Annotated in this window: 23 protein-coding genes; 15 read left to right on the forward strand and 8 right to left on the reverse strand. The window is 59.4% G+C overall.

Annotation, left to right across the window (positions count from 1 at the left end; translation table 11 throughout):
• Window positions 1-39 precede the first annotated feature (39 nt).
• Together bcp and AC6I8P_RS05415 are read right to left on the reverse strand one after the other, a co-directional pair.
• Complete coding sequence (bcp, locus tag AC6I8P_RS05410) at window positions 40-507, reverse strand: thioredoxin-dependent thiol peroxidase (protein ID WP_021506602.1); 468 nt, start codon at window positions 505-507, stop codon at window positions 40-42.
• 142 nt (window positions 508-649) lie between these two features.
• Complete coding sequence (locus AC6I8P_RS05415) at window positions 650-1,216, reverse strand: glycine cleavage system transcriptional repressor (RefSeq protein ID WP_498027614.1); 567 nt, start codon at window positions 1,214-1,216, stop codon at window positions 650-652.
• Window positions 1,217-1,359: 143 nt separating this feature from the next.
• Here AC6I8P_RS05415 and dapA point away from each other — a divergent pair, with 143 nt between their 5' ends.
• The 6 genes from dapA to ypfH all read left to right on the forward strand — a co-directional run bounded on the left by dapA (window position 1,360) and on the right by ypfH (window position 7,957).
• Window positions 1,360-2,238, forward strand: coding sequence for a 4-hydroxy-tetrahydrodipicolinate synthase (gene dapA, locus AC6I8P_RS05420; RefSeq protein WP_021506604.1), 879 nt, complete (start codon window positions 1,360-1,362; stop codon window positions 2,236-2,238).
• A gap of 14 nt (window positions 2,239-2,252) precedes the next feature.
• The gene (gene bamC / locus AC6I8P_RS05425) at window positions 2,253-3,284 is read left to right on the forward strand and encodes an outer membrane protein assembly factor BamC (RefSeq protein WP_021506605.1); all 1,032 of its coding nucleotides are present in this window, start codon (window positions 2,253-2,255) and stop codon (window positions 3,282-3,284) included.
• Window positions 3,285-3,428: 144 nt separating this feature from the next.
• Entirely contained in the window at window positions 3,429-4,142 is a 714-nt protein-coding gene (gene purC / locus AC6I8P_RS05430; RefSeq protein ID WP_031279423.1) for a phosphoribosylaminoimidazolesuccinocarboxamide synthase, read from the forward strand.
• Window positions 4,143-4,348: 206 nt separating this feature from the next.
• Window positions 4,349-5,212, forward strand: coding sequence for a KPN_02809 family neutral zinc metallopeptidase (gene ypfJ, locus AC6I8P_RS05435; RefSeq protein ID WP_021506607.1), 864 nt, complete (start codon window positions 4,349-4,351; stop codon window positions 5,210-5,212).
• Window positions 5,212-7,188, forward strand: coding sequence for a tRNA(Met) cytidine acetyltransferase TmcA (locus tag AC6I8P_RS05440; RefSeq protein ID WP_498031040.1), 1,977 nt, complete (start codon window positions 5,212-5,214; stop codon window positions 7,186-7,188). The genes ypfJ and AC6I8P_RS05440 overlap by 1 nt, the downstream gene beginning before the upstream one ends.
• A 73-nt stretch (window positions 7,189-7,261) precedes the next feature.
• Window positions 7,262-7,957: an esterase gene (gene ypfH, locus AC6I8P_RS05445; RefSeq protein ID WP_021508041.1), complete on the forward strand. Its 696-nt coding sequence runs from the start codon at window positions 7,262-7,264 to the stop codon at window positions 7,955-7,957.
• A gap of 67 nt (window positions 7,958-8,024) precedes the next feature.
• Here ypfH and AC6I8P_RS05450 read toward each other — a convergent pair whose 3' ends face one another.
• From AC6I8P_RS05450 to AC6I8P_RS05460, 3 genes are read right to left on the reverse strand one after another with little or no spacing between them, the layout of a single operon-like run.
• Complete coding sequence (locus AC6I8P_RS05450) at window positions 8,025-8,213, reverse strand: YpfN family protein (RefSeq protein WP_021508042.1); 189 nt, start codon at window positions 8,211-8,213, stop codon at window positions 8,025-8,027.
• Between the two features lie 23 nt (window positions 8,214-8,236).
• Window positions 8,237-9,364, reverse strand: coding sequence for a succinyl-diaminopimelate desuccinylase (dapE, locus tag AC6I8P_RS05455; RefSeq protein WP_127834421.1), 1,128 nt, complete (start codon window positions 9,362-9,364; stop codon window positions 8,237-8,239).
• Window position 9,365: 1 nt separating this feature from the next.
• Window positions 9,366-9,734, reverse strand: coding sequence for an ArsC family reductase (locus tag AC6I8P_RS05460; RefSeq protein WP_021508043.1), 369 nt, complete (start codon window positions 9,732-9,734; stop codon window positions 9,366-9,368).
• 394 nt (window positions 9,735-10,128) lie between these two features.
• Between AC6I8P_RS05460 and ypfM the strand changes: the two genes are divergently transcribed.
• On the forward strand, window positions 10,129-10,188 hold the full coding sequence (gene ypfM, locus AC6I8P_RS05465; RefSeq protein ID WP_104085366.1) for a protein YpfM: 60 nt from the start codon (window positions 10,129-10,131) through the stop codon (window positions 10,186-10,188).
• A gap of 108 nt (window positions 10,189-10,296) precedes the next feature.
• On the opposite strand, the gene acrD is transcribed toward ypfM, so the two are convergent.
• The 3 genes from acrD to narQ form a co-directional block, all read right to left on the reverse strand.
• Window positions 10,297-13,413 carry a multidrug efflux RND transporter permease AcrD gene (acrD, locus tag AC6I8P_RS05470; RefSeq protein ID WP_058770826.1) on the reverse strand — a complete coding sequence of 1,039 codons (3,117 nt, stop codon included), beginning with the start codon at window positions 13,411-13,413 and terminating at the stop codon, window positions 10,297-10,299.
• 195 nt (window positions 13,414-13,608) lie between these two features.
• Window positions 13,609-14,241: a response regulator gene (locus AC6I8P_RS05475; protein WP_031279800.1), complete on the reverse strand. Its 633-nt coding sequence runs from the start codon at window positions 14,239-14,241 to the stop codon at window positions 13,609-13,611.
• Window positions 14,242-14,282: 41 nt separating this feature from the next.
• The gene (gene narQ / locus AC6I8P_RS05480; RefSeq protein ID WP_058758332.1) at window positions 14,283-15,971 is read right to left on the reverse strand and encodes a nitrate/nitrite two-component system sensor histidine kinase NarQ; all 1,689 of its coding nucleotides are present in this window, start codon (window positions 15,969-15,971) and stop codon (window positions 14,283-14,285) included.
• Between the two features lie 239 nt (window positions 15,972-16,210).
• Here narQ and AC6I8P_RS05485 point away from each other — a divergent pair, with 239 nt between their 5' ends.
• From AC6I8P_RS05485 to nudK, 8 genes are all read left to right on the forward strand, one after another.
• On the forward strand, window positions 16,211-16,483 hold the full coding sequence (locus AC6I8P_RS05485) for a YdgH/BhsA/McbA family protein (protein WP_058770823.1): 273 nt from the start codon (window positions 16,211-16,213) through the stop codon (window positions 16,481-16,483).
• A 290-nt stretch (window positions 16,484-16,773) separates the two neighbouring features.
• A complete protein-coding gene (gene ansP / locus AC6I8P_RS05490; RefSeq protein WP_498031041.1) occupies window positions 16,774-18,276 on the forward strand; it encodes an L-asparagine permease in 1,503 nt (500 codons plus the stop codon).
• A gap of 163 nt (window positions 18,277-18,439) precedes the next feature.
• On the forward strand, window positions 18,440-18,910 hold the full coding sequence (gene napF / locus AC6I8P_RS05495) for a ferredoxin-type protein NapF (protein ID WP_059011693.1): 471 nt from the start codon (window positions 18,440-18,442) through the stop codon (window positions 18,908-18,910).
• A complete protein-coding gene (locus AC6I8P_RS05500; protein WP_264240131.1) occupies window positions 18,900-19,178 on the forward strand; it encodes a chaperone NapD in 279 nt (92 codons plus the stop codon). Before napF ends, AC6I8P_RS05500 begins: the two co-directional genes overlap by 11 nt.
• On the forward strand, window positions 19,175-21,661 hold the full coding sequence (gene napA, locus AC6I8P_RS05505; protein ID WP_104094115.1) for a nitrate reductase catalytic subunit NapA: 2,487 nt from the start codon (window positions 19,175-19,177) through the stop codon (window positions 21,659-21,661). Before AC6I8P_RS05500 ends, napA begins: the two co-directional genes overlap by 4 nt.
• Before the next feature lie 11 nt (window positions 21,662-21,672).
• Window positions 21,673-22,104 carry a nitrate reductase cytochrome c-type subunit gene (gene napB / locus AC6I8P_RS05510; RefSeq protein WP_058758336.1) on the forward strand — a complete coding sequence of 144 codons (432 nt, stop codon included), beginning with the start codon at window positions 21,673-21,675 and terminating at the stop codon, window positions 22,102-22,104.
• A gap of 7 nt (window positions 22,105-22,111) precedes the next feature.
• Window positions 22,112-22,696 (forward strand): cytochrome c-type protein NapC, encoded by a 585-nt coding sequence (napC, locus tag AC6I8P_RS05515; protein WP_058758337.1) that lies wholly within the window; start codon window positions 22,112-22,114, stop codon window positions 22,694-22,696.
• Window positions 22,697-22,997: 301 nt separating this feature from the next.
• The gene (gene nudK, locus AC6I8P_RS05520; protein ID WP_021508055.1) at window positions 22,998-23,576 is read left to right on the forward strand and encodes a GDP-mannose pyrophosphatase NudK; all 579 of its coding nucleotides are present in this window, start codon (window positions 22,998-23,000) and stop codon (window positions 23,574-23,576) included.
• The last annotated feature ends 49 nt before the right edge of the window (window positions 23,577-23,625 follow it).

A 23,625-nucleotide genomic window follows, 5' to 3' on the forward strand; every position in this document is an offset into this window, starting at 1 on the left:
GGATAAAAAAACGGGTGCCTGGCTGGCACCCGCGGGTAATCAGGCTGATTTCAGGTAATCGAGCACGATATCGTGGTGGTTCGAGGTTTTAAAATCGTCGAACACCTTCTCCACTTTGCCATCGCCGCCAATCAGGAAGCTGATGCGGTGAATGCCGTCGTAGGTTTTCCCCATAAAGGTTTTCTCACCCCAGACGCCAAACTGCTCGCAAACCTGATGATCTTCATCCGACAGCAGGGTGAAGTTGAGCAATTCTTTCTCGACAAAGCGAGACAGTTTTTCCGGCTTGTCGGTGCTGATGCCCAGCACTTCCACGCCCGCCTTCTTTAAATCATCCATGTTATCGCGCAGACCACAGGCCTGCGTGGTGCAGCCCGGCGTCATGGCTTTCGGGTAGAAATAGACCAGAACGCGCTGTCCCTGGAAGTCGGCCAAATTTACTTGTTCGCCATCCTGATCGGGCAAGCTAAATTTCGGTGCGGTGTCACCGGCTTTCAGTGGATTCATCACAACTCTCCATTTTTTTCTTCATGCTGTGGGTAATACACCATCAGCGGCAAAAGCGCCAGGTGGAGTTTACCTCAGGGTTATTTCACTACACGGTATGCCAGCGCGGCAGAGTGTGTGGCGGAATAACCCGGAGCCTGATTCAGACGGCGCTGTGCGCGTCGTCGGTGACACTATAGAGGCGAATTGAACCTTGTGCATGCAGTTCTTCGCACAGCCGATGGAAAGCCTGCTCAAACGGTGCGCTGGCATGATTCGCCGGGCTGTGCGCGGTCATCTGAATATAGAGCACCGGCGACGCGTCGTCCTGGGCGGGCGTAATGCGCGACACCAGCTCGGCGATGTTCATCTGATGTTTATCGAACAGATCGGTGAAGCGTTCGATGATATGCGGTGAATCCGGCACTTCTACCTGTACCCAGACGGTAGCAGGCATCGGCGGCGTGACGCGCGCGTTGGTGCGCTTCATCACGATCAGCAGCTCCAGCTCGGCACCCTTCATCGGCAGGGTCGATTCAATCAGGGTAATGGCGTTCCAGCTGCCGGAGAGCAGCATAATAAAGGTGAACTCGTCGCCCAGCATCGCCAGGCGGCTGTCTTCAATATTGCAACCGCAGCTGCTGACGTGGCGGGTAATGGTATTGACGATACCCGGACGATCAACGCCCAGAGCGGTGATCACCAGATGGTGCGGCTGTGACTGCGGCAAAATGGCGTTTCCTGTACGTTCGCTAATAACCATAAGGTAAACATAAAAAAAACTGCTGACAAGCGCGGTAATGGCGTGGCTCGCTTGCTTTTCTTTCGGCGGAAAACGTAACATGAGGCACTTGTTTGTCGAGGGGATAGCCCATGTTCACCGGAAGTATTGTTGCGCTCATTACGCCTTTGAATGAAAAAGGTGATGTCTGCCGCGCAAGTCTGAAAAAACTGATTGATTATCATGTCGCCAGCGGTACGGCGGCGATTGTTTCTGTTGGCACCACCGGCGAATCCGCGACCCTCAGCCATGAAGAGCATGGCGATGTGGTGATGCAAACCCTGGAGCTGGCCGATGGCCGCATTCCCGTGATTGCCGGGACCGGCGCGAATGCCACCGCCGAAGGGATCTCTCTGACAAAACGCTTTACCGGCACCGGCGTAGTCGGCTGCCTCACCGTGACCCCGTACTACAACCGTCCGACGCAGGAAGGTCTGTACCAGCACTTCAAAGCGATCGCCGAAAGCACCGATCTGCCACAGATGCTGTATAACGTCCCGTCACGTACCGGCTGTGACATGCTGCCGGAAACCGTTGCCCGCCTGGCTGAAATCAAAAATATTATCGGAATCAAAGAGGCCACCGGGAACTTATCGCGTATTTCGCAGATCCAACAGCTGGTTGGAGATGAGTTCATTATTGTCAGCGGTGATGACGCGACAGCGCTGGACTCCATGCAACTGGGCGGCAAAGGCGTTATTTCGGTCACGGCTAACATTGCAGCACGTGAAATGGTTGAACTCTGTGCGCTGGCACAAGAGGGCAAATTTGCCGAAGCGCGTCGCCTGAATCAGCGTCTGATGCACCTGCACCAGACGCTTTTCTGTGAACCGAATCCTATCCCGGTGAAATGGGCCGCGAAACAGCTAGGATTGATCGCCGATGACACGCTGCGCTTGCCGATGACGCCGCTGACCGAAGCCGGTCAGGCGAAAACCGCGCAGGCGCTGATCCAGGCGGGTCTGCGATAATTTAGGGAGAATCAATGAGTTATTCAGTTAAGCGCTCGACGCTGGCAACCGTGGTGGGCCTGTCCACCCTGATGCTGCTAACAGCTTGTTCCAGCGATCAGCGTTATAAGCGCCAGGTCAGCGGTGATGAATCTTACCTGCAGGCGCCTGAACTGCATGATTTAAAAGCCCCGGCGGGCATGATTCTGCCGCTGCAGAATGGTGATTACGATGTGCCGCACAGCGTGGCGAAAGGCGCGCTGGGTAAAGAGCTCGACATCCGTCCGCCGGCGCAGCCGCTGGCGCTGATGAACGGCACCCGCGCGCAGTTCACCGGTAATACCGGCGTGCTGGCGGTTGACAGCAGCCGTGGCTCCATCTGGTCGCAGGTGGTGAACGTGGTGCAGTCATACAAATTCCCGGTTGCCCAGCGTGATGATGCGGCGCAGCAGCTCACCACCGACTGGGTACAGTGGAACCGTGCTGACGAAGATAACCAGTATCGCGGCCGTTACCAGATCAGCGTGCAGAACCAGGGCTATCAGCAGGTGCTGACCGTACGTCTGCTGGAACTGCAGCAGCAGGGCCAGACGGTCACCACGCCGGTCCAGGTTCAGCGCTATACCGGTCAGATGCTGAATGACATCAGCACCGGTCTGGATAAGATCGATACCGCCAGCCAGGATGCGGCTGCCGGACGTGCCAGCGGACAGATTGATGTCCAGAGCGGCGCGGACGACACCGGCCTGCCACTGCTGGTGCTGCGCTCACCGTTTAACGTCACCTGGCAGCGTCTGCCGGCGGCGCTGAAGCGTATGGGCATGGAAGTTACCGATGACAACCGCTCGCAGGGCAGTCTGAAAGTGACCTACAAGCAGCCGGGCAGCAGCGCGTTTGACGCCATCGGCGCGAAAGATCCGGAACTGCCAAACGGCGACTACAAGTTGCAGGTGGGCGATCTCGATAACCGCAGCAGCCTGCAGTTCATCGATCCGAAAGGACACGTACTCACCCAGGCGCAGAATGATGCGCTGGTGGCGGTCCTGCAGGGCGCACTGAACAAATAAATGCAATAAAGGCCGGAGATTCTCCGGCCTTTTTGTTTTGGTTTTGGCATAATAGCGCCCGGCGAGGTAAACGATTGCGTCAGGCAGTCATCGCGCGGTGAAACACCGCTGAACACGGGTTCTTTCATGTTTGGAGTTAACAAGATGCAAAAGCGAGCTGAGTTGTATCGCGGTAAAGCGAAAACCGTATACAGCACCGACAATCCGGATCTGCTGGTACTTGAATTCCGCAACGATACGTCAGCAGGAGACGGTGCACGAATCGAGCAGTTTGATCGTAAAGGCATGGTGAACAACAAGTTCAACCATTTCATCATGACCAAACTGCAGGAAGCGGGCATTCCGACCCAGATGGAAGCGCTGCTTTCTGATAACGAAGCGCTGGTGAAAAAGCTGGAGATGGTGCCGGTAGAGTGCGTGGTGCGCAACCGGGCGGCCGGATCGCTGGTGAAACGTCTGGGCGTGGAAGAGGGCATGCTGCTCAATCCACCGCTGTTTGATCTCTTCCTGAAAGATGACGCCAAACATGACCCGATGGTCAACGAATCGTATTGCGAAACCTTTGGCTGGGTGAGCAAGGCTAACCTGGCGCGTATGCAGGAGCTGACCTTCAAAGCCAACGAAGTGCTGAGCAAACTGTTTGATGATGCCGGTCTGATTCTGGTGGACTTCAAGCTGGAGTTTGGTCTGTTCAAAGGTGAAGTGACGCTGGGCGACGAATTCTCGCCAGACGGCGCGCGTCTGTGGGACAAAGAGACCATGGACAAGATGGACAAAGACCGTTTCCGTCAGAGCCTCGGCGGCCTGATCGAAGCGTACGAAGAAGTGGCACACCGTCTGGGTGTCAAACTGGACTAAGCTTCTGCCGGTGTGCGTCACGGTAGTTCGGACGCAAACCTTTCAGCGCATGAAGGTCGCCCTGGCTGGCGGCCTTTTTTATCGTCTGTTTACGGCCTTCACGCTGCGCCCTGCGCGCAATCTCGCTCCGCTGGCATCGCATTGCTGGTACTAACCTCTGCCGCCAACTAAAATCATGCAAAAGTCATTGATAACAGGAGCAGGCCATGCGCTGGCAAGGGCGTCGTGAAAGCGACAATGTGGAAGATCGTCGCGGCGATTCGCCGGGTTTTAGTTCTGGCGGACGCCAGATTCGTCTGCCGCGCGGCAAGGGCGGCATTATTCTGCTGATTGTGGTCGCGGTCGCTGGCTATTACGGCTACGACCTCACCGCGCTGCTGGAAGGCGGCGCGCCGGTGTCGCAACAGCAGCAGCGTCAGGTCAATTCGGCGCAGGATAACGAGGCGGCCAAATTCACCTCGGTGATCCTCGCCACCACTGAAGATACCTGGGGCAAACTGTTCCAGCAGATGGGCAAACAATACGCGCCGCCAAAGCTGGTGATGTATCGCGGTGCGACGCGCACTAACTGCGGTACCGGCCAGTCGGCAATGGGGCCGTTCTACTGCCCGGCCGATCAGACGGTATATATCGATCTCTCCTTCTATGACGACATGAAAACCAAACTCGGAGCCGGGGGGGATTTTGCCCAGGGTTACGTCATCGCCCACGAAGTGGGGCATCACGTGCAGAAACTGCTGGGTATCGAACCGAAAGTGCGCCAGATGCAGCAGGGCGCCACGCAGGCGCAGGTGAACCAGCTGTCGGTGAAGATGGAGCTGCAGGCGGACTGCTTTGCTGGCGTCTGGGGTCACTATATGCAGCAGGAGAACATTCTTGAGGTGGGCGATTTGCAGGAAGCGCTGAACGCCGCCGAGGCGATTGGCGACGATCGTTTGCAGCAGCAAAGTCAGGGGCGCGTAGTGCCGGACAGCTTCACTCACGGCACTTCTCAGCAGCGCTACACCTGGTTCAAACGCGGTTTTGACAGCGGCAATCCAGGCCAGTGCAACACCTTCGCCAGTAACTGATGTTGCACGCTGAACTGACGGCAGCGATGCAGCAAGCCGGTATCCGCCGTCTGTGCGTGATAGCCGGTGAAGCTGGCTGGGCGCGCCATGAGGCGGCCACATGGCAGGCCGCACTGCCCGGTGACTGGTTAACGGTTAGCGACAGCGATGACTTCCCGCAGCGCGTCGCGCCTGCGGCGCTGCGTACCCTGCTGGGCCGGGAATTCCGGCATGCCATTTTCGATGCGCGCCACGGCTTTCATGCGGAAGCGTTCGCCGCGCTGGCCGGGACGCTACGGGCCGGCAGCTGGCTGCTGTTACTGACGCCAGACTGGAACGCCTGGCCGGCGCAGCCCGATCGCGACAGCCTGCGCTGGGCCGATGTCGACCAGCCCATCGCCACGCCGCATTTCATCCACTATCTGCAACAGCATATCCTGCAGGATGCGCAGGTGATGCTGCTGCGTCAGCACCAGACGCCGCGCCTGCCGGCACCGCAGTCCTTCGCGCCGTGGCAGTGTCGCGCCCCCGAGCAGCAGGCGCAGATTGTCCGTCAGCTGTGCGCCATGCCGCCCGGTGTCGCGGTGATCATCGCCCCGCGCGGTCGCGGCAAATCGGCACTGGCGGGGATACTGGCGCGCCAGACGCAAAGCGCGCTGGTGACGGCGCCGGCCAAAGCCGCGACGGAGGTGCTGGCGCAGTTCGCCGCTGAGCAGTTTAGCTTTATGGCCCCGGATGCGATTCTCGCTCAGCCGCAGGAGGCTCAGCCGCTGGCAGAATGGCTGATTGTGGATGAGGCCGCGGCCATCCCCGCGCCGCTGTTACAGCAGCTGGTGCAGCGTTTTCCGCGCGTTTTGCTGACCACCACGGTGCAGGGCTACGAAGGTACCGGGCGCGGTTTCATGCTGCGTTTCTGCGCCACGCTGCCGCAGGTGCGCTACTTCCAGCTGGATGAGCCGCTGCGCTGGTCGGCGCAGGATCCGCTGGAGCAGTGGCTGAGCGCGGCGCTGCTGTTTGCTGAGGCCGAAGCCTGCGACGCACCCGCGCAGACAGCAATTTTTGCCGCTACGCCCGCGCAGCACGCCGACGCCTTACAGGCCGGCTATCGTCTGCTGGCGAGCGCACACTATCGCACCTCGCCGCTCGACCTGCGACGTATGCTGGATGCGCCCGGCATGCATTTCTGGCTGGCCGGGCAGCCGCAGCAGGTCACCGGCGCGCTGTGGCTGGTGGAAGAGGGCGGACTGGATGCTGCGCTGGCGCAGGCGGTATGGGCCGGCTTACGTCGTCCGCGCGGCAATCTGGTGGCGCAGTCATTAGCGGCACATGCCGGTTTTACTGAAGCGGCGACGTTACGTTCGCTGCGCATCAGCCGCATTGCCGTGCAGGCCGCACAGCGCCAGCGCGGTATTGGTGGTGCGCTGGTGGCGACGGCGCGGCAGCAGGCGCAGGGCGCGGACTATCTGTCGGTGAGCTTTGGCTACACCGCAGCGCTGTGGCAGTTCTGGCGCGCCTGCGGCTTTACGCTGGTGCGTATCGGTTCACAGCGCGAAGCCAGTAGCGGTTGCTATGCGGCGATGGCGATTTGTGCGCTGACGCCAGCCGGTGAAGCCCTGCAGCAGCGCGCCGCGCAGCGTCTGGCGCGCGACTGGCCGTGGCTGCAAAAGCTGATCGCGGTGCCGCTGACCCTGTCGTCCACCGACCATCAATCTCTCAGCGCCGACGACTGGCCGCTGCTGGCCGCTTTTGCCTGGGCGCAGCGGCCCTATGAAGCCAGCTATCCGGTGCTGCAGCGGCTGGCTAGTGTCGCATCGCCACCGTTGCTGTGTGCCATACTGCAACAAAAACAAACGCTGAGTGAAGCGGCACGGCTGGCCGGCGTGAGCGGGCGTAAAGCGCTGATGCTCAGGCTGCGCGCGGAGGCGGCTGACGCACTCATCACGCTGGATGCCGCCGCCGCGCAGCACTGGCAGCAGCGCCTCGGCACATTGCAATAAATCCATTATCTCGTTCAAATTTTCCCAATATCACTTTGCCGTCAGCGGCGTATAGTGATTTGAGGAGGACGTTATGGCACTACGATATGTAATTGTTCAGCAACCGGATAACGCCGCGCAGCTGTTTTTGCTGTATCACGGCGTGAACGACAACCCCGATTCGATGGCGCAGATTGGCAGCTGGTTCGCGCAGGCGTTTCCGCAGGCGCAGGTGGTGTCGGTGGGCGCACCTTATCCGGCCAGCGCGCCGCAGGGCCGCCAGTGGTATGCCGAGATACCGGAACACGACCGCTCGCAGCAGCAGGGCGTGGATGCGGTGATGCCGTCCTTTGTCGAGTCGGTGCGTCACTGGCAGCAGCAGAGCGGCGTGCGGCCGGAAGCCACCGCGCTGGTCGGTTTTTCGCAGGGCGGCACCATGGTGCTGGAAGGCGTAAAAGCCCAGCCGGATCTGGCGGGACGCGTGGTGGCCTTTAGCGGCCGCTACGTCACGCTGCCGGAGCAGGCCAGCACGCGCAACACTATCCACCTGATTCACGGCGATTATGACGAGCAGGTGCCGATGCAGCATGCGGAAGCGGCGATGCAGCGCCTAACCGCGCTGGGCGGCGATGTGACGCTGGATATCGTTGACGATCTGCCGCACGCAATTGATGAACGCAGCATGCAGCTGGCGCTGAATCACCTGCGCTATACCGTGCCGCGTCGCTATTTCGATGAGGCGCTGAGCGGGGCGAAGCCGGGCGACGATGATGTGGTGATGATGGTGTGAGACCGGCGCGCCATAAAACAAAGGTCGCCGTGCAGGGCGACCTTGTACGCTAAACGATCAGCGGCGACTACTTCTTCTTCGGCCAGTCGTCGTCATCGTCCCACTTATCGTTGAAATCGCGATGCGGTGGCAGATCCGGTTTGTTATCCATATATTTTTTATGATCGATGCGCTTCAGGTCTTTATAGACGTTCATCAGCACGCCCACCATGAGCAGAATCACAATCACCCACCAGTACTCTTTTAACCATTCCATGAGGTTTCTCCTTCAAGGTGCCATCAGGCGATCAGCTGTTCCATAATGCGCTGATACATCCGGCTCAGCAGCTGCAAATCCGAGGCTTTCACGCACTCATTGATCTTATGAATAGTGGCATTCACCGGGCCGAGCTCCACCACCTGTGCGCCCATGCGGGCAATAAAGCGCCCGTCAGAGGTGCCGCCGGTGGTTAACAGCTGCGGCTTGATCTCATTATAGTGCGCCACGGCGTTGACGACGGCATCCACCAGCTTGCCGCGTGAAGTCAGGAACGGCTGACCGGACACATTCCACTCCAGCGTATAGCGCAGCTGGTGGCGATCGAGCAGCGCCGCCACGCGATCTTTGATCATCTGATCGGTCAGTTCGGTGCTGAAGCGGAAGTTAAATTGCACGAAAAACTCGCCGGGGATCACATTGTTACTGCCGGTGCCGGCCTGCACATTGGCGATCTGCATGCTGGTCGGCGGGAAGAACTCATTGCCCTGATCCCATTCGGTCGCCACCAGCTCGTTAAGCGCCGGCATTGCACGATGTACCGGGTTATCAGCCAGATGCGGATAAGCCACGTGGCCCTGCACGCCGTGAATGGTCAGATTGGCGGTCATCGAGCCGCGACGACCATTCTTCACCACGTCGCCGACCACTTCGGTGCTCGACGGTTCACCGACGAGGCAGTAATCCATACGTTCATTGCGCGCCATCAGGCGCTCAACCACTTTTACCGTACCGTTGACGGCGCTGGCTTCTTCATCGGAAGTGATGAGAAACGCCAGCCGGCCAGCATGATTGGGATGAGCAGCAACGAAGCGCTCGGCCGCCACCACCATCGCCGCCAGCGAGCCTTTCATGTCTGCAGCGCCACGGCCAAACAGCATGCCGTCGCGAATCGAAGGTTCAAACGGCGGGCTGATCCAGCGGTTGGCATCGCCCGGTGGCACCACATCAGTGTGCCCGGCAAAAGCCAGCGTTTCGCCCTGGCCGCGCGTGGCCCAGAAGTTAAGCGTATCGCCAATGTGCATCGGCTCGACGTCGAAACCAATCGCCTCCAGGCGCGCAATTAACATGGCCTGGCAACCGGCGTCATCCGGACTAAGCGAGGGGCGACGAATAAGCTGCTGAGCCAGCTCAATGACCGGACAGAACATGTTATGACTTCTCCTGGATAAAGGCGTGATAAACGGGTTCTTTGAAACCCACCAGCAATGTACCGTCTGGCGCCGCCAGCACCGGACGTTTGATCAGCGCCGGGTGCGCCAGCATCAGCGCTTTGGCGCTGGCCGCATCGCGGATGGCATCGCGTTCCGCTTCCGGCAGCTGACGCCAGGTGGTGCCGCGCGTGTTCAGCAGCACGTCATACCCCAGCTGGTCGATAAAGGATTGCAGCAGTGCCGCATCCAGCCCGTCAGCGCGATAATCATGAAAATGAAAGTCGATGCCGGAAGTGCTCAAATAGTTGCGTGCTTTTTTTATGGTGTCGCAATTCTTAATTCCGTACATCACCCACTGCGCTGTCATCGCGTATTCCCGTCCTGTGTTAAATAAAGCGCGAGTTTACCATAGCGCGCCGTGGGCTGTGAGGTCAGACGCGCAGCGGCGCTGTTTTTCATCTCGCCGCGACGCCAATAAACGACGCTAATCAGGGCCAGTAAACGCTTTCACTTACCTGCGAAATTGTCGCCTGCGGCATCATTAGCGATCTAAGAATTATCTTAGACGGCAAAAACGGGCCTGGCGGATTAAGTCCGCGCTTTTATGAGTCGCATTAACAGGTTGCTGAAATGTGCGTCAGTCCGCAGTTTCAGCAAATTCAAGCTTTCTGCGGTAGTTGCCGATAGTGATGAGAGGTGGAAACGTATTCACCTGTAGAAAAAAACGGCGTAAAATCGCCACTACAAGAAGAGAGGGTATTATGGTTGAACACGAACTGGGGAACTGGAAAGAATTTATCGAAGCGATGTTACGTAAGTAATTCGTGAAGAGAAAAGCAGGGCACTTCCCAACTTGCTGTTATTCTTACCGCACACATCAATAAAGCCGCCATTCATCATGGCGGCTTTTTATTTGCCCGGATTTAGCCTCAGTCGTGCGGCTTTGCCCGCAGCGGGAAGCGGCGGCGCACCAGCACGAAGAACAGCGGCACAAAGAAGATCGCCAGTACCGTGGCGGAGATCATGCCGCCCATCACGCCAGTACCGACCGCATGCTGGCTGCCAGAACCGGCACCGCTGCTGATCGCCATCGGCAGCACGCCGAAAATAAAGGCCAGCGACGTCATCAGAATCGGCCGCAGGCGCTGCCGCGATGCCTCCAGCGTCGACTCCAGCAGTTCACGCCCTTTGCTGTTGATCTCATTGGCGAACTCGACGATCAGGATCGCATTCTTCGCCGACAGACCAATCACCGTCAGCAGGCCGACCTGAAAGTAGACGTCATTCTCCAGTCCGCGCAGCCAGGTGGCGACCAGCGCGCCCACCACGCCCAGCGGCACCACCAGCATCACCGAGAATGGAATCGACCAGCTCTCGTAGAGAGCCGCGAGGCACAGGAACACCACCAGCAGCGAAATCGCATACAGCGCCGGCGCCTGCGAGCCGGAGAGACGCTCCTGATAGGAGGCACCGGTCCACTGGAAGCCAACGCCGAGCGGCAGCTGCGCCACCAGTTTCTCCATCTCATCCATCGCCGTGCCGCTGCTGACGCCGTTAGCCGCCTCGCCGACAATCTCCAGCGACGAATAGCCGTTGTAGCGTTCAAGACGCGGTGAACCGGTCTCCCAGTGGCTGGTGGCGAAGGCGGAGAACGGCACCATGCCGCCGCTGTTGTTGCGCACATACCATTTGTTGATGTCGCCCGGCAGCATGCGGAATTCCGGTGCGGCCTGGACGTAGACTTTCTTCACGCGGCCGCGGTCGAGAAAATCATTCACGTAGGTTGAGCCCCAGGCGGTGGTCAGGGTGTCGTTGATGGTATCCAGCGACACGCCGAGCGCCTGCGCTTTGCGCTGGTCGACATCAATCTGCAGCTGCGGGCTGTCGTCGAGCCCGTTGTGGCGCACGCGCGACAGCGCCGGATTGCTGTCGGCCAGCGCCAGCAGCCGATCGCGCATCGCCATCAGCTCGGTGTGCCCGATGCCGCCGTGATCCTGCAACTCCATATCGAAGCCGGAGGAGCTGCCCATGCCGGTGATCGCCGGTGGACTGCTGGCGATGACGCGTGCCTCTTTGATCTTTTTAAAGGCTGCGGTGGCGCGATCGATGATGGCAAACGAGGTGCGATCGCGACCTGGCCGCTGCTCCCAGTCCTTCAGACGCACAAACAGGCGCGCCACGTTTTGTCCGTTGCCGCCCGGACCGGCACCGATGGTGGAGAACACCGACAGCACATTGTCCTTTTCGGCGGTCAGGTAATAATCTTCAACCTTTGCCACCACCTGCGAGGTTTGCTGCAGCGTTGAGCCCGGCGGCAGCTGCACCTGGGTAAGGAATACGCCGCGATCTTCCAGCGGCAGGAAGGAGGTGGGCAGACGGATAAACAGAAACGCCATCACGCCGATAATCGCCAGGTAGAGCAGCAGCCAGCGGCCGCTCTTCAGCAGAATGCGCGCCACACCGCGCTCGTAGCGTTCGGCGCTGGCATTGAAGTGACGGTTAAACCAGCCGAAAAATCCGCGCCGGCCATGGTGCTGGCCCTGCGCCAGCGGTTTGAGCAGCGTGGAGCACAGCGCGGGCGTCAGAATCATCGCCACCAGCACCGACAGCACCATCGCCGAGACAATGGTGATGGAGAACTGGCGATAGATAGCGCCCACGGTGCCGCCAAAGAACGCCATCGGCACAAACACCGCGGACAGCACCAGCGCGATGCCCACCAGCGCGCCCTGAATCTGCCCCATCGATTTACGCGTGGCGGCCCGCGGCGATAATCCCTCTTCGCTCATGATGCGCTCGACGTTTTCCACCACCACGATGGCATCATCCACCAGCAGCCCGATGGCCAGCACCATGGCGAACATGGTCAGGGTGTTAATACTGAAGCCGCAGGCGTACAGCACCGCAAAGGTGCCGAGCAGCACCACCGGCACAGCAATGGTGGGGATCAGCGTGGCGCGGAAGTTTTGCAGGAACAGGTACATCACCAGAAACACCAGCAGGATCGCTTCCAGCAGGGTTTTCACCACGTCCTTAATGGAGGCTTTAACGAACGGCGTGGTTTCAAACGCCACTTTGGCTTCCAGCCCGTGCGGGAAATATTGCGCCAGTTCGGCGACGCGGGCGCGCACCAGCTTGTCGGTATTCATCTCGTTGGCGCCGGAAGCCAGCTTGATGCCGAGACCGGAGGCGGGCTGGCCGTTATAGCGGCTCAGAAAGTCATACTTTTCGGCGCCCATGGCGATGGTGGCCACGTCGCCGAGCGTCACCACTGAACCGTCGGTGTTGGTTTTCAGCGTAATGGCGCGAAACTGCGCGGGCGTCTGTAGCATCGACTGGGCGTTAACCGTGGCGTTCAGCGCCTGTTTGTCCACCGACGGCAACCCGCCGACCTGGCCGACCGCCACCTGAGTGTTCTGCGATTCGATGGCGCTGACCACATCGTCGGTGGTTAGCGCGTAGTTAATCAGCTTGTTGGGATCGAGCCAGATGCGCATGGCGTATTGCGAGCCGTAGGCATCGACCTGGCCGACGCCGTCGATGCGGCTGAGCGGATCCTGAATGTTACTGGCGACGTAATCGGCAATATCCTGTTTATCCATGCTGCCGTCGGTGGAGACAAAGGCGATCATCAGAATGTTGCTGTCGCCGGTTTTGTTTACCGTGACGCCCTGCGACTGCACCGCCGCCGGCAGCTTGCGCAGCGCGCTCTGCAGCTGATTCTGTACCTGTTGCCGCGCTTCATCCGGGTTAGTGCCGGCGGTAAAGGTGAGGGTGATCTGCGCCTGGCCGGTGTTGCTGCTGTTCGAGGACATGTACATCAGGTTATCGATCCCCGTCATATTCTGCTCGATAACCTGGGTGACGGTGTTTTCCAGCGTCTGCGCGGATGCGCCGGGATAGTTGGCGGTGATGCGCACGTTAGGCGGCGCGAGATCCGGATACTGTTCCACCGGCAGCGAGATAATGGCCAGCGTGCCACACAGGCACAGCAAAATAGCCAGCACCCAGGCAAAAATGGGGCGGTCGATAAAAAAGTTCGACATGAAACCGACACTCCTCAGCTGCGTACTTTGTACTTGTTATTAGTAAAAGCGTGTCGCACGCTGCGCTTCACGCTGGCGGAGTGCAAGGGCGATCCTGAAAACTCCGGTTGCTGCTTACTGTACGCGGGGCAAATTAGGGAATCGTGGATAAATTATGGAGAAAGTGTAAAAGTCGCAGCAGCTTTATGTGCGCAATCACACATTGCGACTCTCCAGCCACAGCACCGTTGCCGCAACGCGGGAACGGACGTCGAGCTTACGCAGCAGGTTGCGGATGTGCACCTTTACCGTTTCTTCGGAAATGTGCAGCGTGGCGGCAATCTCTTTGTTGGATAAGCCGCGTGCTACTTCCTGCAACACATCCAGTTCGCGCTCGGTTAGCTGTCTGAACGGATTGACGCTGGGCTGGCGGGTCGCCAGATATTCTGCCACCACCTCGCTGAACACGTTCTCGCCCTGTGCGCCGCGCATCACCTGCGCCAGCAGCAGTTCCGGTTCGCTGTCTTTGAGCAGATAGCCATCGGCGCCGGCATCCACCATGGCGTAAATATCGCTGCGCGCGTCGGACACTGTCAGTACCAGAATGCGTGCCGCGACGCCCTCGTGGCGCAGCGCCTTCAGCGTATCCAGCCCGGACATGCCCTTCATATTCAGATCGAGCAGAATCACATCCGGTGCCAGACGGCGCGCTTCGGCCAGCGCTTCGGTACCGTTATTCGCCTCAGCCACCACTTCCAGACGCGGTTCCAGCGCCAGCAACTGGCGGATACCGCGACGCATCAGCGGATGATCGTCAACGATCATAATAGACAGGGAAGGGTGAGCCATAGGTTCTCCAGAGTTTCAATCCATTTGCTAAGTGTAATGCGTTAAGCCAGCCGGTGCGCGGGGCGGGCGGGAAAACGCAGCGTGACGCAGGTGCCCTGCGCCTGCGGGGTAATCAGTAAGCTGCCGGCGAGACGCGCCGCGCGCTCGGCCATGATGGTCAGCCCGTAGTGGCCCGGCGGCTCTTCCACGCTATTGATACCGCAGCCGTCATCTTCGATGGTCAGCAGGTGCTCATCATCAGCGACACGCTGATAGCGAATCTGAATCTGCTGCGCCTGCGCGTGACGAATTGCGTTGAGCAGCGCCTCGCGTGCAATCTGCAGCACGTGCACCTGCTGCTGGGCATCCAGCGTTTGCAGGCCAGGCTGATAGTCAAAGGTAATCGCCGCCTGCGACTGCTCCTGCAGCGGGGCGATCATCGCCTGCATCGCCTGCACTAAATCGGCCTGTTCAATGCTCAGGCGGAAGGTGGTGAGCAGCTCGCGCAGCTGCTGATAGGCCTCGGCCAGCGCGCGATCAAAATCGGCGATGATCGCCTGTGCCTGCGGCTGGCTGCTATCGACATTACGCCGCAGCAGCGTCAGCTGGATACGCAGAAAAGAGAGCGACTGCGCCAGCGAATCGTGCAGCTCGCGCGCAATGGTGGCGCGCTCTTCAATCAGCAGCATCTGCTGATACTGCTTCTGCGTCTGCCAGATCCACAGTGCACGCGCCAGCATGTTGGCCAGGCTGTGCATCAGCTCATCGGCCGGCGGCGCGCGGCGGGTTTGCCAGCACAGTTCGCCGAGGCGCTGCTCCTCCTGCTGCAGCGGCAGCCGCTGCCAGCTGAGATCGTCGGCGGGCACGCCGGCCTGGAAGGCGATATCTTCGCTGGCGATTTGCAGCACCTCCAGCGCTTCCCGCCGCTGCACCAGCCGCAGCAGGCCCTGAAACAGCTCGGGATTGAGCGGGCTGCCGGTGAGAATCTGCGAGCTTTCATACAGCAGCGACAGCGTGCGGTTGGCCTGGGTTAAATCTTCGGTTTTATTGCGTACCGCGCACTCCAGCAGGCGATAGTGCGAATGCAGCCGCTCCGCCATAGTGGTAAACGCCTGCGCCAGCACGCCCAGCTCGTTGGGCTGATGCACGGAAAGCGGCGGAAAACTGAAGTTGGCCTGTTCGACGTACTGACTGGCGGTGACCAGCGAATCGAGCGGACGCACCACGTTGCGGCGAATAAAGCCAATGCTCCACAGCGCCAGCGCGACAATCGCCAGAAAGCCGAACAGGCTGCTGGCGGCCACCAGATGCATTTTCAGCTCGGCATAGTGCTGCACCGCCAGCACGAAGCGGTCGATCTCACTGACGTAGCCCGCCACGCGCTGCTGGTACACCTGCGCCCGCGCCGGCTGCAGCGTCTCCTGCAGTACCGGCCAGCTGTCGCGCAGATAGCGATAGCGGCTGCTGACTTCAATCGGCACCCACGGACGCTCCAGATGCTGCAGCGCCGGTGACTCCAGCGTCTGCTGATATTGCTGCATATGGTGCGCCAGCTGCTGCGGATCGCGCGTGCTGTCCCACGCCAGCCGGTAGATTTGCATGCGCAGCGAGCCGGCGACATTCACCGCTTCGGCATCGCGCAAACTGCTGGAGAGCGTCATCAGCGCCAGGCCGGTGGTTAACAGCGACAGCAGCACAATCGCGCTGAGCGCGCGGGCAATGGTGCGGGTAACAGGACGTTTCACTATCACAATAATAACCCTTACAAGAGCGGGGGATTATAAGTCAGCCGCAGCGCGGGTGCGAGCGCGAAATTGACACATCTGGTTACTTTTACCAGAGAAACTAACCGCGGTTTACGTTTCCCTGGATTAACCGCGTTTGGCTGGCGAAATATTGAACGCTTTTACCGCCCGCGCAGCCTGGTTTGCACTGGCCCGACGATACTTTGACGCGTAACCTTTTCCCCGCACGACAACAGGAGCACCTCATGAAGACACGTTATGCCGTAATGACTGCTGCACTGCTTGCCAGCGCATCGTTTACTACCTTTGCCGCCTCGCCGTTGAGCGAGGCACAAACCCAGGACCTGCAAAGCAGCGGCACCGTATCGGTGAGCGGCGTGCGCGGTTCGCTGGATGACGCCACCCGTCAGCTGTCGCAGAAAGCGGAAGAGATGGGCGCCAGCCACTATCGCGTCATTGGCATGCAGAATCCAGGCGATTCCAGCATGTGGAGCGGCAGCGCCGAGATTTACCGTTAATGCCCTTCATTATTCCCCTCTGGTAGTTTTTTCCTGTAGCCACCGATTACCGGCCACCCCACTGGCCGGTTTTTTTGTGCGTCGCGACGGATTATTACAAATCAACCCGTGCAGTCAGCCAGTATATTTTGCTTCGTTCATGCAGAACGGGTAGGATTCATCGCCGTAATTTCCCGGCTCGCCGCGCGTCATCGTTCCGCCGCTCAGGGGCCGGTTTTACCCCATTTCGCACTGCCCGGCGCAATCGATTGGTTACGCGGTGATTGATGGACAGGACAAACAGGAAAGCTATGAAATCTACTAAAAAAACGCCAGCCGAACAGCGTGCTGCGAGAAGGCGCTGGCTTAACTCTCACGATACGGGTTACCACAAAGCGATGGGTAACCGTCAGGTACAAATGATCGCCATTGGCGGCGCTATCGGTACCGGTCTGTTCCTCGGTGCCGGCGCGCGTCTGCAGATGGCCGGTCCGGCACTGGCACTGGTGTATCTGGTGTGCGGTATCTTCTCCTTCTTTATTCTCCGTGCGTTGGGCGAGCTGGTGTTGCATCGCCCTTCCAGCGGCAGCTTTGTTTCGTACGCGCGTGAATTCCTCGGGGAAAAAGCGTCCTACGTCGCGGGCTGGATGTATTTCGTTAACTGGGCGATGACCGGTATCGTCGATATCACCGCGGTGGCGCTTTACATGCATTACTGGGGCGCGTTTGGTGATGTGCCGCAGTGGGTATTTGCGCTGGGCGCGCTGGCGATTGTCGGCACCATGAACATGATCGGCGTAAAGTGGTTCGCCGAGATGGAATTCTGGTTCGCGCTGGTGAAAGTGCTGGCTATCGTGGTGTTCCTGATTGTCGGCGTGGTGTTCCTCGGCAGCGGTAAACCGCTGGACGGCAACACCACCGGCTTCCACCTGATCACCGACAACGGCGGGTTGTTCCCGCACGGTCTGCTGCCGGCGCTGGTGCTGGTACAGGGCGTGGTGTTTGCCTTCGCCTCGATTGAGCTGGTGGGCACGGCGGCGGGCGAGTGTAAAGACCCGAAAACCATGCTGCCGAAAGCCATCAACAGCGTGATCTGGCGTATCGGCCTGTTCTATGTGGGCTCCGTGGTGCTGCTGGTACTGCTGCTGCCGTGGAACGCCTATCAGGCCGGACAAAGCCCGTTCGTCACCTTCTTCTCCAAACTGGGCGTGCCTTACATTGGCAGCGTGATGAACATCGTGGTGCTGAGCGCGGCGCTGTCGAGCCTGAACTCGGGCCTGTACTCCACCGGACGTATTCTGCGTTCAATGTCGATGGGCGGCTCGGCGCCGCAGTTCATGTCGAAGATGAGTAAGCAGCAGGTGCCTTACGCCGGTATCCTGGTGACCATCGGCGTGTACGTGATCGGCGTGGTGCTCAACTACTACGTTCCGTCGCAGGTGTTTGAGATCGTCCTGAACGTGGCGTCGCTGGGGATTATCTCCTCGTGGGCGTTCATCGTGGTGTGCCAGATGCGTCTGCGCAAAGCCATCAAAGAGGGCAAAGCGGAAGATGTCAGCTTCAAGCTGCCGTGGGCGCCGTTCACCTCGTGGCTGACGCTGCTGTTCCTGGTGAGCGTGCTGGTGCTGATGGCGTTTGACTACCCGAACGGCACTTACACCATTGCTTCAATTCCGCTGATTGCCGTGCTGCTGGTGCTCGGCTGGTTTGGCGTGCGTAAGCGCGTGCAGGCGGAAGCGATGAAAGAGCACGAGCATCATCATGACGATCAGGATGGTGCGGCGCCTAAACTTGCGGAAGACAACGCGCGTTAATCGCAGCGATGCTCACCTGCGGGGGCCAGTCGGCCCCCGTTTTTATTTCAATTATCCTTCTCTTGATCCCGCATCGGGAATTACACCTTTCGGGTGATATAGCCCTTCATAACCTCAGGTTATTTTACGCACCATCTCTACATCCCCGCATTGAGGTGAGCCGATGGCGTTGTCGCGACGTGAACTCTTTACCGGGCAGCGCGTCATGCCTGCCGGCGGTATCGCGTTGCCGTGGTGGCGGGGTGAGAGCGGCTGTGACGGCTGCGCCCGCTGCGTACAAGCCTGCGAGAGCGGCATTATCCGCATCGCCGCTGGCGAAGCGCCGCAGCTCGACTTTCTGCAGGGGGAATGCACCTTTTGCGCCGCCTGTGCCGACGTCTGCCCGCAGCCGCTGTTTCAGCCGCGCGACACTGAACCTTTTAGCCAGCGCATCCGCATCGACAGCCGCTGTATCGCTTTTCTTGGCGTTAACTGTCGCAGCTGCCAGGAGAGTTGTGAGCAGCAGGCGATCCGTTTTCGCCTGATGCCCAACGGCATCGGCCAGCCGGAAATCCTTCCGCAACACTGCACCGGCTGTGGCGCCTGTATCGCGCCGTGTCCGGTCTCAGCCACAGGACTGCATCATGACGAATAACGACAGCTGGCACGTATGTGGCCTGGTGATTCAGGCACGTCCGACCGCGATCGCGGCGGTGCGGCAGGCGCTACTGAACTTTGCCGATAGCGACATTGCGGCAGAAGATGCCGCACGCGGCACGCTGGCGCTAACGCTGGGCGCGGCCAACAGCGCCACGCTGCTGAGCAACATTGAAGCCACCCGCAACATCCCGGATGTGCTGGCGGTATCGCTGGTTTATCACCAGCAAGACGAAATTGAAGAACCCTGTAAGGAAGCATCATGAACCTGAGTCGTCGTGATTTTATGAAGGCCAATGCGGCGGCTGCTGCTGCAACGGCTGCCGGTCTCACCATTCCGACCGTGACCAAAGCGGCCACCAGCCTGGCTGAGCCGATTCGCTGGGAAAAAGCGCCGTGCCGGTTTTGCGGCACCGGCTGTGGCGTGCTGGTCGGCACGCAGAATGGCCGCGTGGTCGCCTCGCAGGGCGATCCGCAGGCGGAGGTTAATCGCGGTCTGAACTGCATCAAAGGCTACTTCCTGCCGAAGATCATGTACGGCAAAGATCGTCTGACCCAGCCGCTGCTGCGCATGACCGACGGCAAATTCGATAAGAACGGCGAGTTCACCCCGGTAAGCTGGGATCAGGCGTTCGACATCATGGAAGCGAAGTTTAAGGCGGCGCTGAAAGCCAACGGCCCGGAATCGGTCGGCATGTTTGGCTCCGGCCAGTGGACCGTATGGGAAGGTTACGCCGCATCAAAGCTGATGAAAGCCGGCTTCCGCACCAACAACCTCGATCCGAACGCGCGCCACTGCATGGCGTCTGCGGTGGTGGGCTTTATGCGTACCTTCGGTATGGACGAACCGATGGGCTGCTACGATGACATCGAGCAGGCCGATGCGTTTGTGCTGTGGGGATCGAACATGGCCGAGATGCACCCGATTCTCTGGTCACGCCTGACCGCGCGTCGTCTCAGCAATGACAACGTCAAAGTGGCGGTGCTGTCGACCTATCGCCACCGCAGTTTCGAGCTGGCCGATAACGCCATCGTCTTCACGCCGCAGAGCGATCTGGCGATCCTCAACTTCATCGCTAACTACATCATTCAGAACAATAAAGTCGATAAAACCTTCCTGCAGAATCACGTCACGCTGCGTAAAGGCGTGACGGATATCGGCTACGGTTTGCGCCCGACCAATCCGCTGCAGGCGGCGGCGAAAAATCCGGACAACGGCGAGTCGACGCCAATCAGCTTCGATGAGTATGCGAAATTTGTCGCGGAATACACGGTGGAAAAAGCCAGCGCCATGAGCGGCGTAGAGCAGGATCAGCTGATCGCGCTGGCGGAGCTGTACGCCGATCCGAACGTGAAGGTGGTCTCTTACTGGACCATGGGCTTCAACCAGCATACGCGCGGCGTGTGGGCGAACAACCTGTGCTACAACATCCACCTGCTGACCGGCAAAATTTCCCGTCCGGGCACCGGACCGTTCTCGCTCACCGGCCAGCCATCGGCCTGTGGCACCGCGCGTGAAGTGGGCACGTTTGCGCATCGTCTGCCAGCCGACATGGTGGTGAACAATGACAAACACCGCGCTTTAGCTGAAAAACTATGGAAGCTGCCGCAGGGCACGGTGCCAGCCAAAGTCGGTCTGCACGCCGTGGCGCAGGATCGCGCGCTGAAAGATGGCAAGCTGAATGCCTATTGGGTGATGTGTAACAACAACATGCAGGCCGGGCCGAACCTGACGCAGGAGCGCATGCCGGGCTGGCGCGATGCGCGCAACTTTGTCGTGGTATCCGACCCGTATCCGACCGTCAGCGCCCTGTCTGCCGACCTGATTCTGCCGACGGCGATGTGGGTAGAGAAAGAGGGCGCCTACGGCAACGCCGAGCGCCGTACCCAGTTCTGGCATCAGCAGGTGAAAGCGCCGGGCGAGGCGAAATCGGATCTGTGGCAGCTGGTGACCTTTGCCAAACGCTTCCGCGTTGAGGACGTGTGGCCAGAGGCGCTGATTGCTCAGCAGCCTGAGCTGAAAGGCAAAACCCTCTACGACGTGCTGTATGCCAACGGCCAGGTGAATCAGTTCCCGCTGAGCGAAGTGGCCGACGACCGCCTTAACGATGAAGCGCGTGAGTTTGGCTTCTATATCCAGAAAGGCCTGTTCGAGGAGTATGCCAGTTTTGGGCGCGGCCACGGTCACGATCTCGCACCGTTTGATACTTATCACGAGGCGCGCGGTCTGCGCTGGCCGGTAGTGGACGGCAAAGAGACGCGCTGGCGCTATCGTGAAGGTTTCGACAGCTATGTGAAAGCCGGTGAGGGCGTACGTTTTTACGGTAAGCCGGACGGCAAAGCCACCATTTTTGCCCTGCCGTACGAGCCGCCAGCGGAAGCGCCGGATGCCGAATATGACCTGTGGTTCTGCACCGGTCGCGTGCTGGAGCACTGGCACACTGGCACCATGACGCGCCGCGTGCCGGAACTGCACCGCGCGGTGCCGCAGGCGCTGCTGTATATCCATCCGCTGGACGCCAAAGATCGCGGCTTCCGTCGCGGTGAGAAGGTGCGCGTGGTATCACGTCGCGGCGAAACCCTCGCCACCGTGGAAACGCGCGGGCGTAATCAGCCGCCGCAGGGGCTGGTATTTATGCCGTTCTTCGATGCCGGCGTGCTGGCCAACAACATCACGCTGGACGCCACCGATCCGCTGTCGAAGCAGACCGATTACAAAAAATGCGCCGTTAAGCTGGTGAAAATCTGAGGCAGGATGCAATGAAACCTTTTATCACTCTTGTAACCGTTGCCGCCCTGATGCTGGGCGGCGTGGTGTACGCTAATAACGGCGTCGATCTCAATCAGTCACCGGAAGTGACGGCAACGCAGCAGGGCACCATTCATCAGCCCAAAGAGCAGAGCCGCAAGCCGCTGAACTATGTTAATCAGCCGCCGGTGATCCCGCACAGCGTGGAGGGCTACCAGGTGACGAAGAACGTGAACCGCTGCCTGCAGTGTCACGGCACCCAGAGCTATCTGACCACCGGCGCGCCGCGTGTCAGTCCGACGCACTTTACTGACCGCGACGGCGTGGTGAGCAGCACGGTATCGCCGCGTCGCTACTTCTGCCTGCAGTGTCACGTGCCGCAGACCGATGCCAAACCGGTGGTGGAAAACACCTTTAAGCCGGCTGACGGCTTTGGGCAGTGAGGTGACGATGAAACAGAAACTTTTACGTATCTGGCGCTGGTGGCGACGCCCCAGCCGTCTGGCGCTCGGCACGCTGCTGATTCTTGGCTTTGCTGGCGGCATCATCTTCTGGGGCGGTTTTAACACCGCGATGGAGATGACCAACCGCGAGCAGTTCTGTATTGGCTGTCACGAAATGCGCAACAACGTCTATCAGGAATATATGCAGACGGTGCACTACAACAACCGTAGCGGCGTGCGCGCCACCTGCCCGGACTGTCACGTGCCGCACGAGTGGGGGCCGAAGATGATTCGTAAGATCCAGGCGAGTAAAGAGGTGTACGCCAAGATCTTTGGCCTGATTGATACGCCGCAGAAGTTTGAAGAGACGCGTATCGAGCTGGCGCAGAACGAATGGCGCCGGATGAAGAACAACAATTCGCAGGAGTGTCGTAACTGCCACAACTTCGATTATATGGACTTCACCGCGCAGAAAACGGTCGCGGCCAAAATGCACAGCAAAGCGGTGCAGGACGGACAGACCTGTATCGACTGCCACAAAGGCATTGCCCACCATCTGCCGGATATGAAAGACCAGCCAAACGGTTTCTAATCACGACCCTGGCCGCGCCTGCCGGTGCGGTATCAGGGTTTTCGTGCCGACCGGTTGAGGCAGCCGCAAACCACACAACATTGTAGCGGCGCGATTTATCGCGCTAAGTTAATCACTGCACAGTTGCCCGGATGCGCGATGAATAGCGCCGCTACGACACGTGCCATGAGCGTTGAAAAGGCGTAATGCTCAACTGACAACCATTACGCCATCGCGGGCAATCTGCCCCACAATTCAGATAGTTTTCCCCACGGCTTCGGCCTATTATCTCAGGCTCCCTCAGCTACGCAGTGGAGCGGCTATGTCGTTAAAGATCAACATCATCAAAGATAAGTTGCTGTCTGATAATTATTTCATTCTGCGCAACTACACCTACGAACTCACCCGCAGTAACGGCGACGTGGTACGTCACAAACGTGAAGTCTACGATCGCGGCAACGGCGCCACCATCCTGCTCTACAACCGTGAAAAAAACAGCGTGGTGCTGATTCGTCAGTTCCGCATCGCGACCTATGTTAACGACAACGCCAGCGGTGAGCTGATTGAAACCTGCGCCGGACTGCTGGATAACGACACGCCGGAAGATTGCATCCGTAAAGAAGCGGTGGAAGAGACCGGCTATCAGGTTGGTAAGGTCGAAAAGCTGTTTGAGGCCTACATGTCGCCGGGCGGCGTAACGGAATTGCTGCACTTTTTCGCCGCTGAATACAGCGACGCGCAGCGCGCTAACGACGGCGGCGGCGTGGAAGATGAAGAGATCACCGTACTCGAGCTGCCGTTTCCCCAGGCGCTGGCGATGGTGAAAGAGGGGCGCATTCGCGACGGCAAAACCATTATGTTACTGCACTATGCGCAGCTGATGGGCTGGTTGCAGGCATAACCGCGGCGGTAATTCGCAGGGCCGGCACGAATGCCGACTCTGCAGATGC

The sequence above is a fragment of the gamma proteobacterium symbiont of Lampromicra miyakona genome (genome assembly GCF_059730895.1).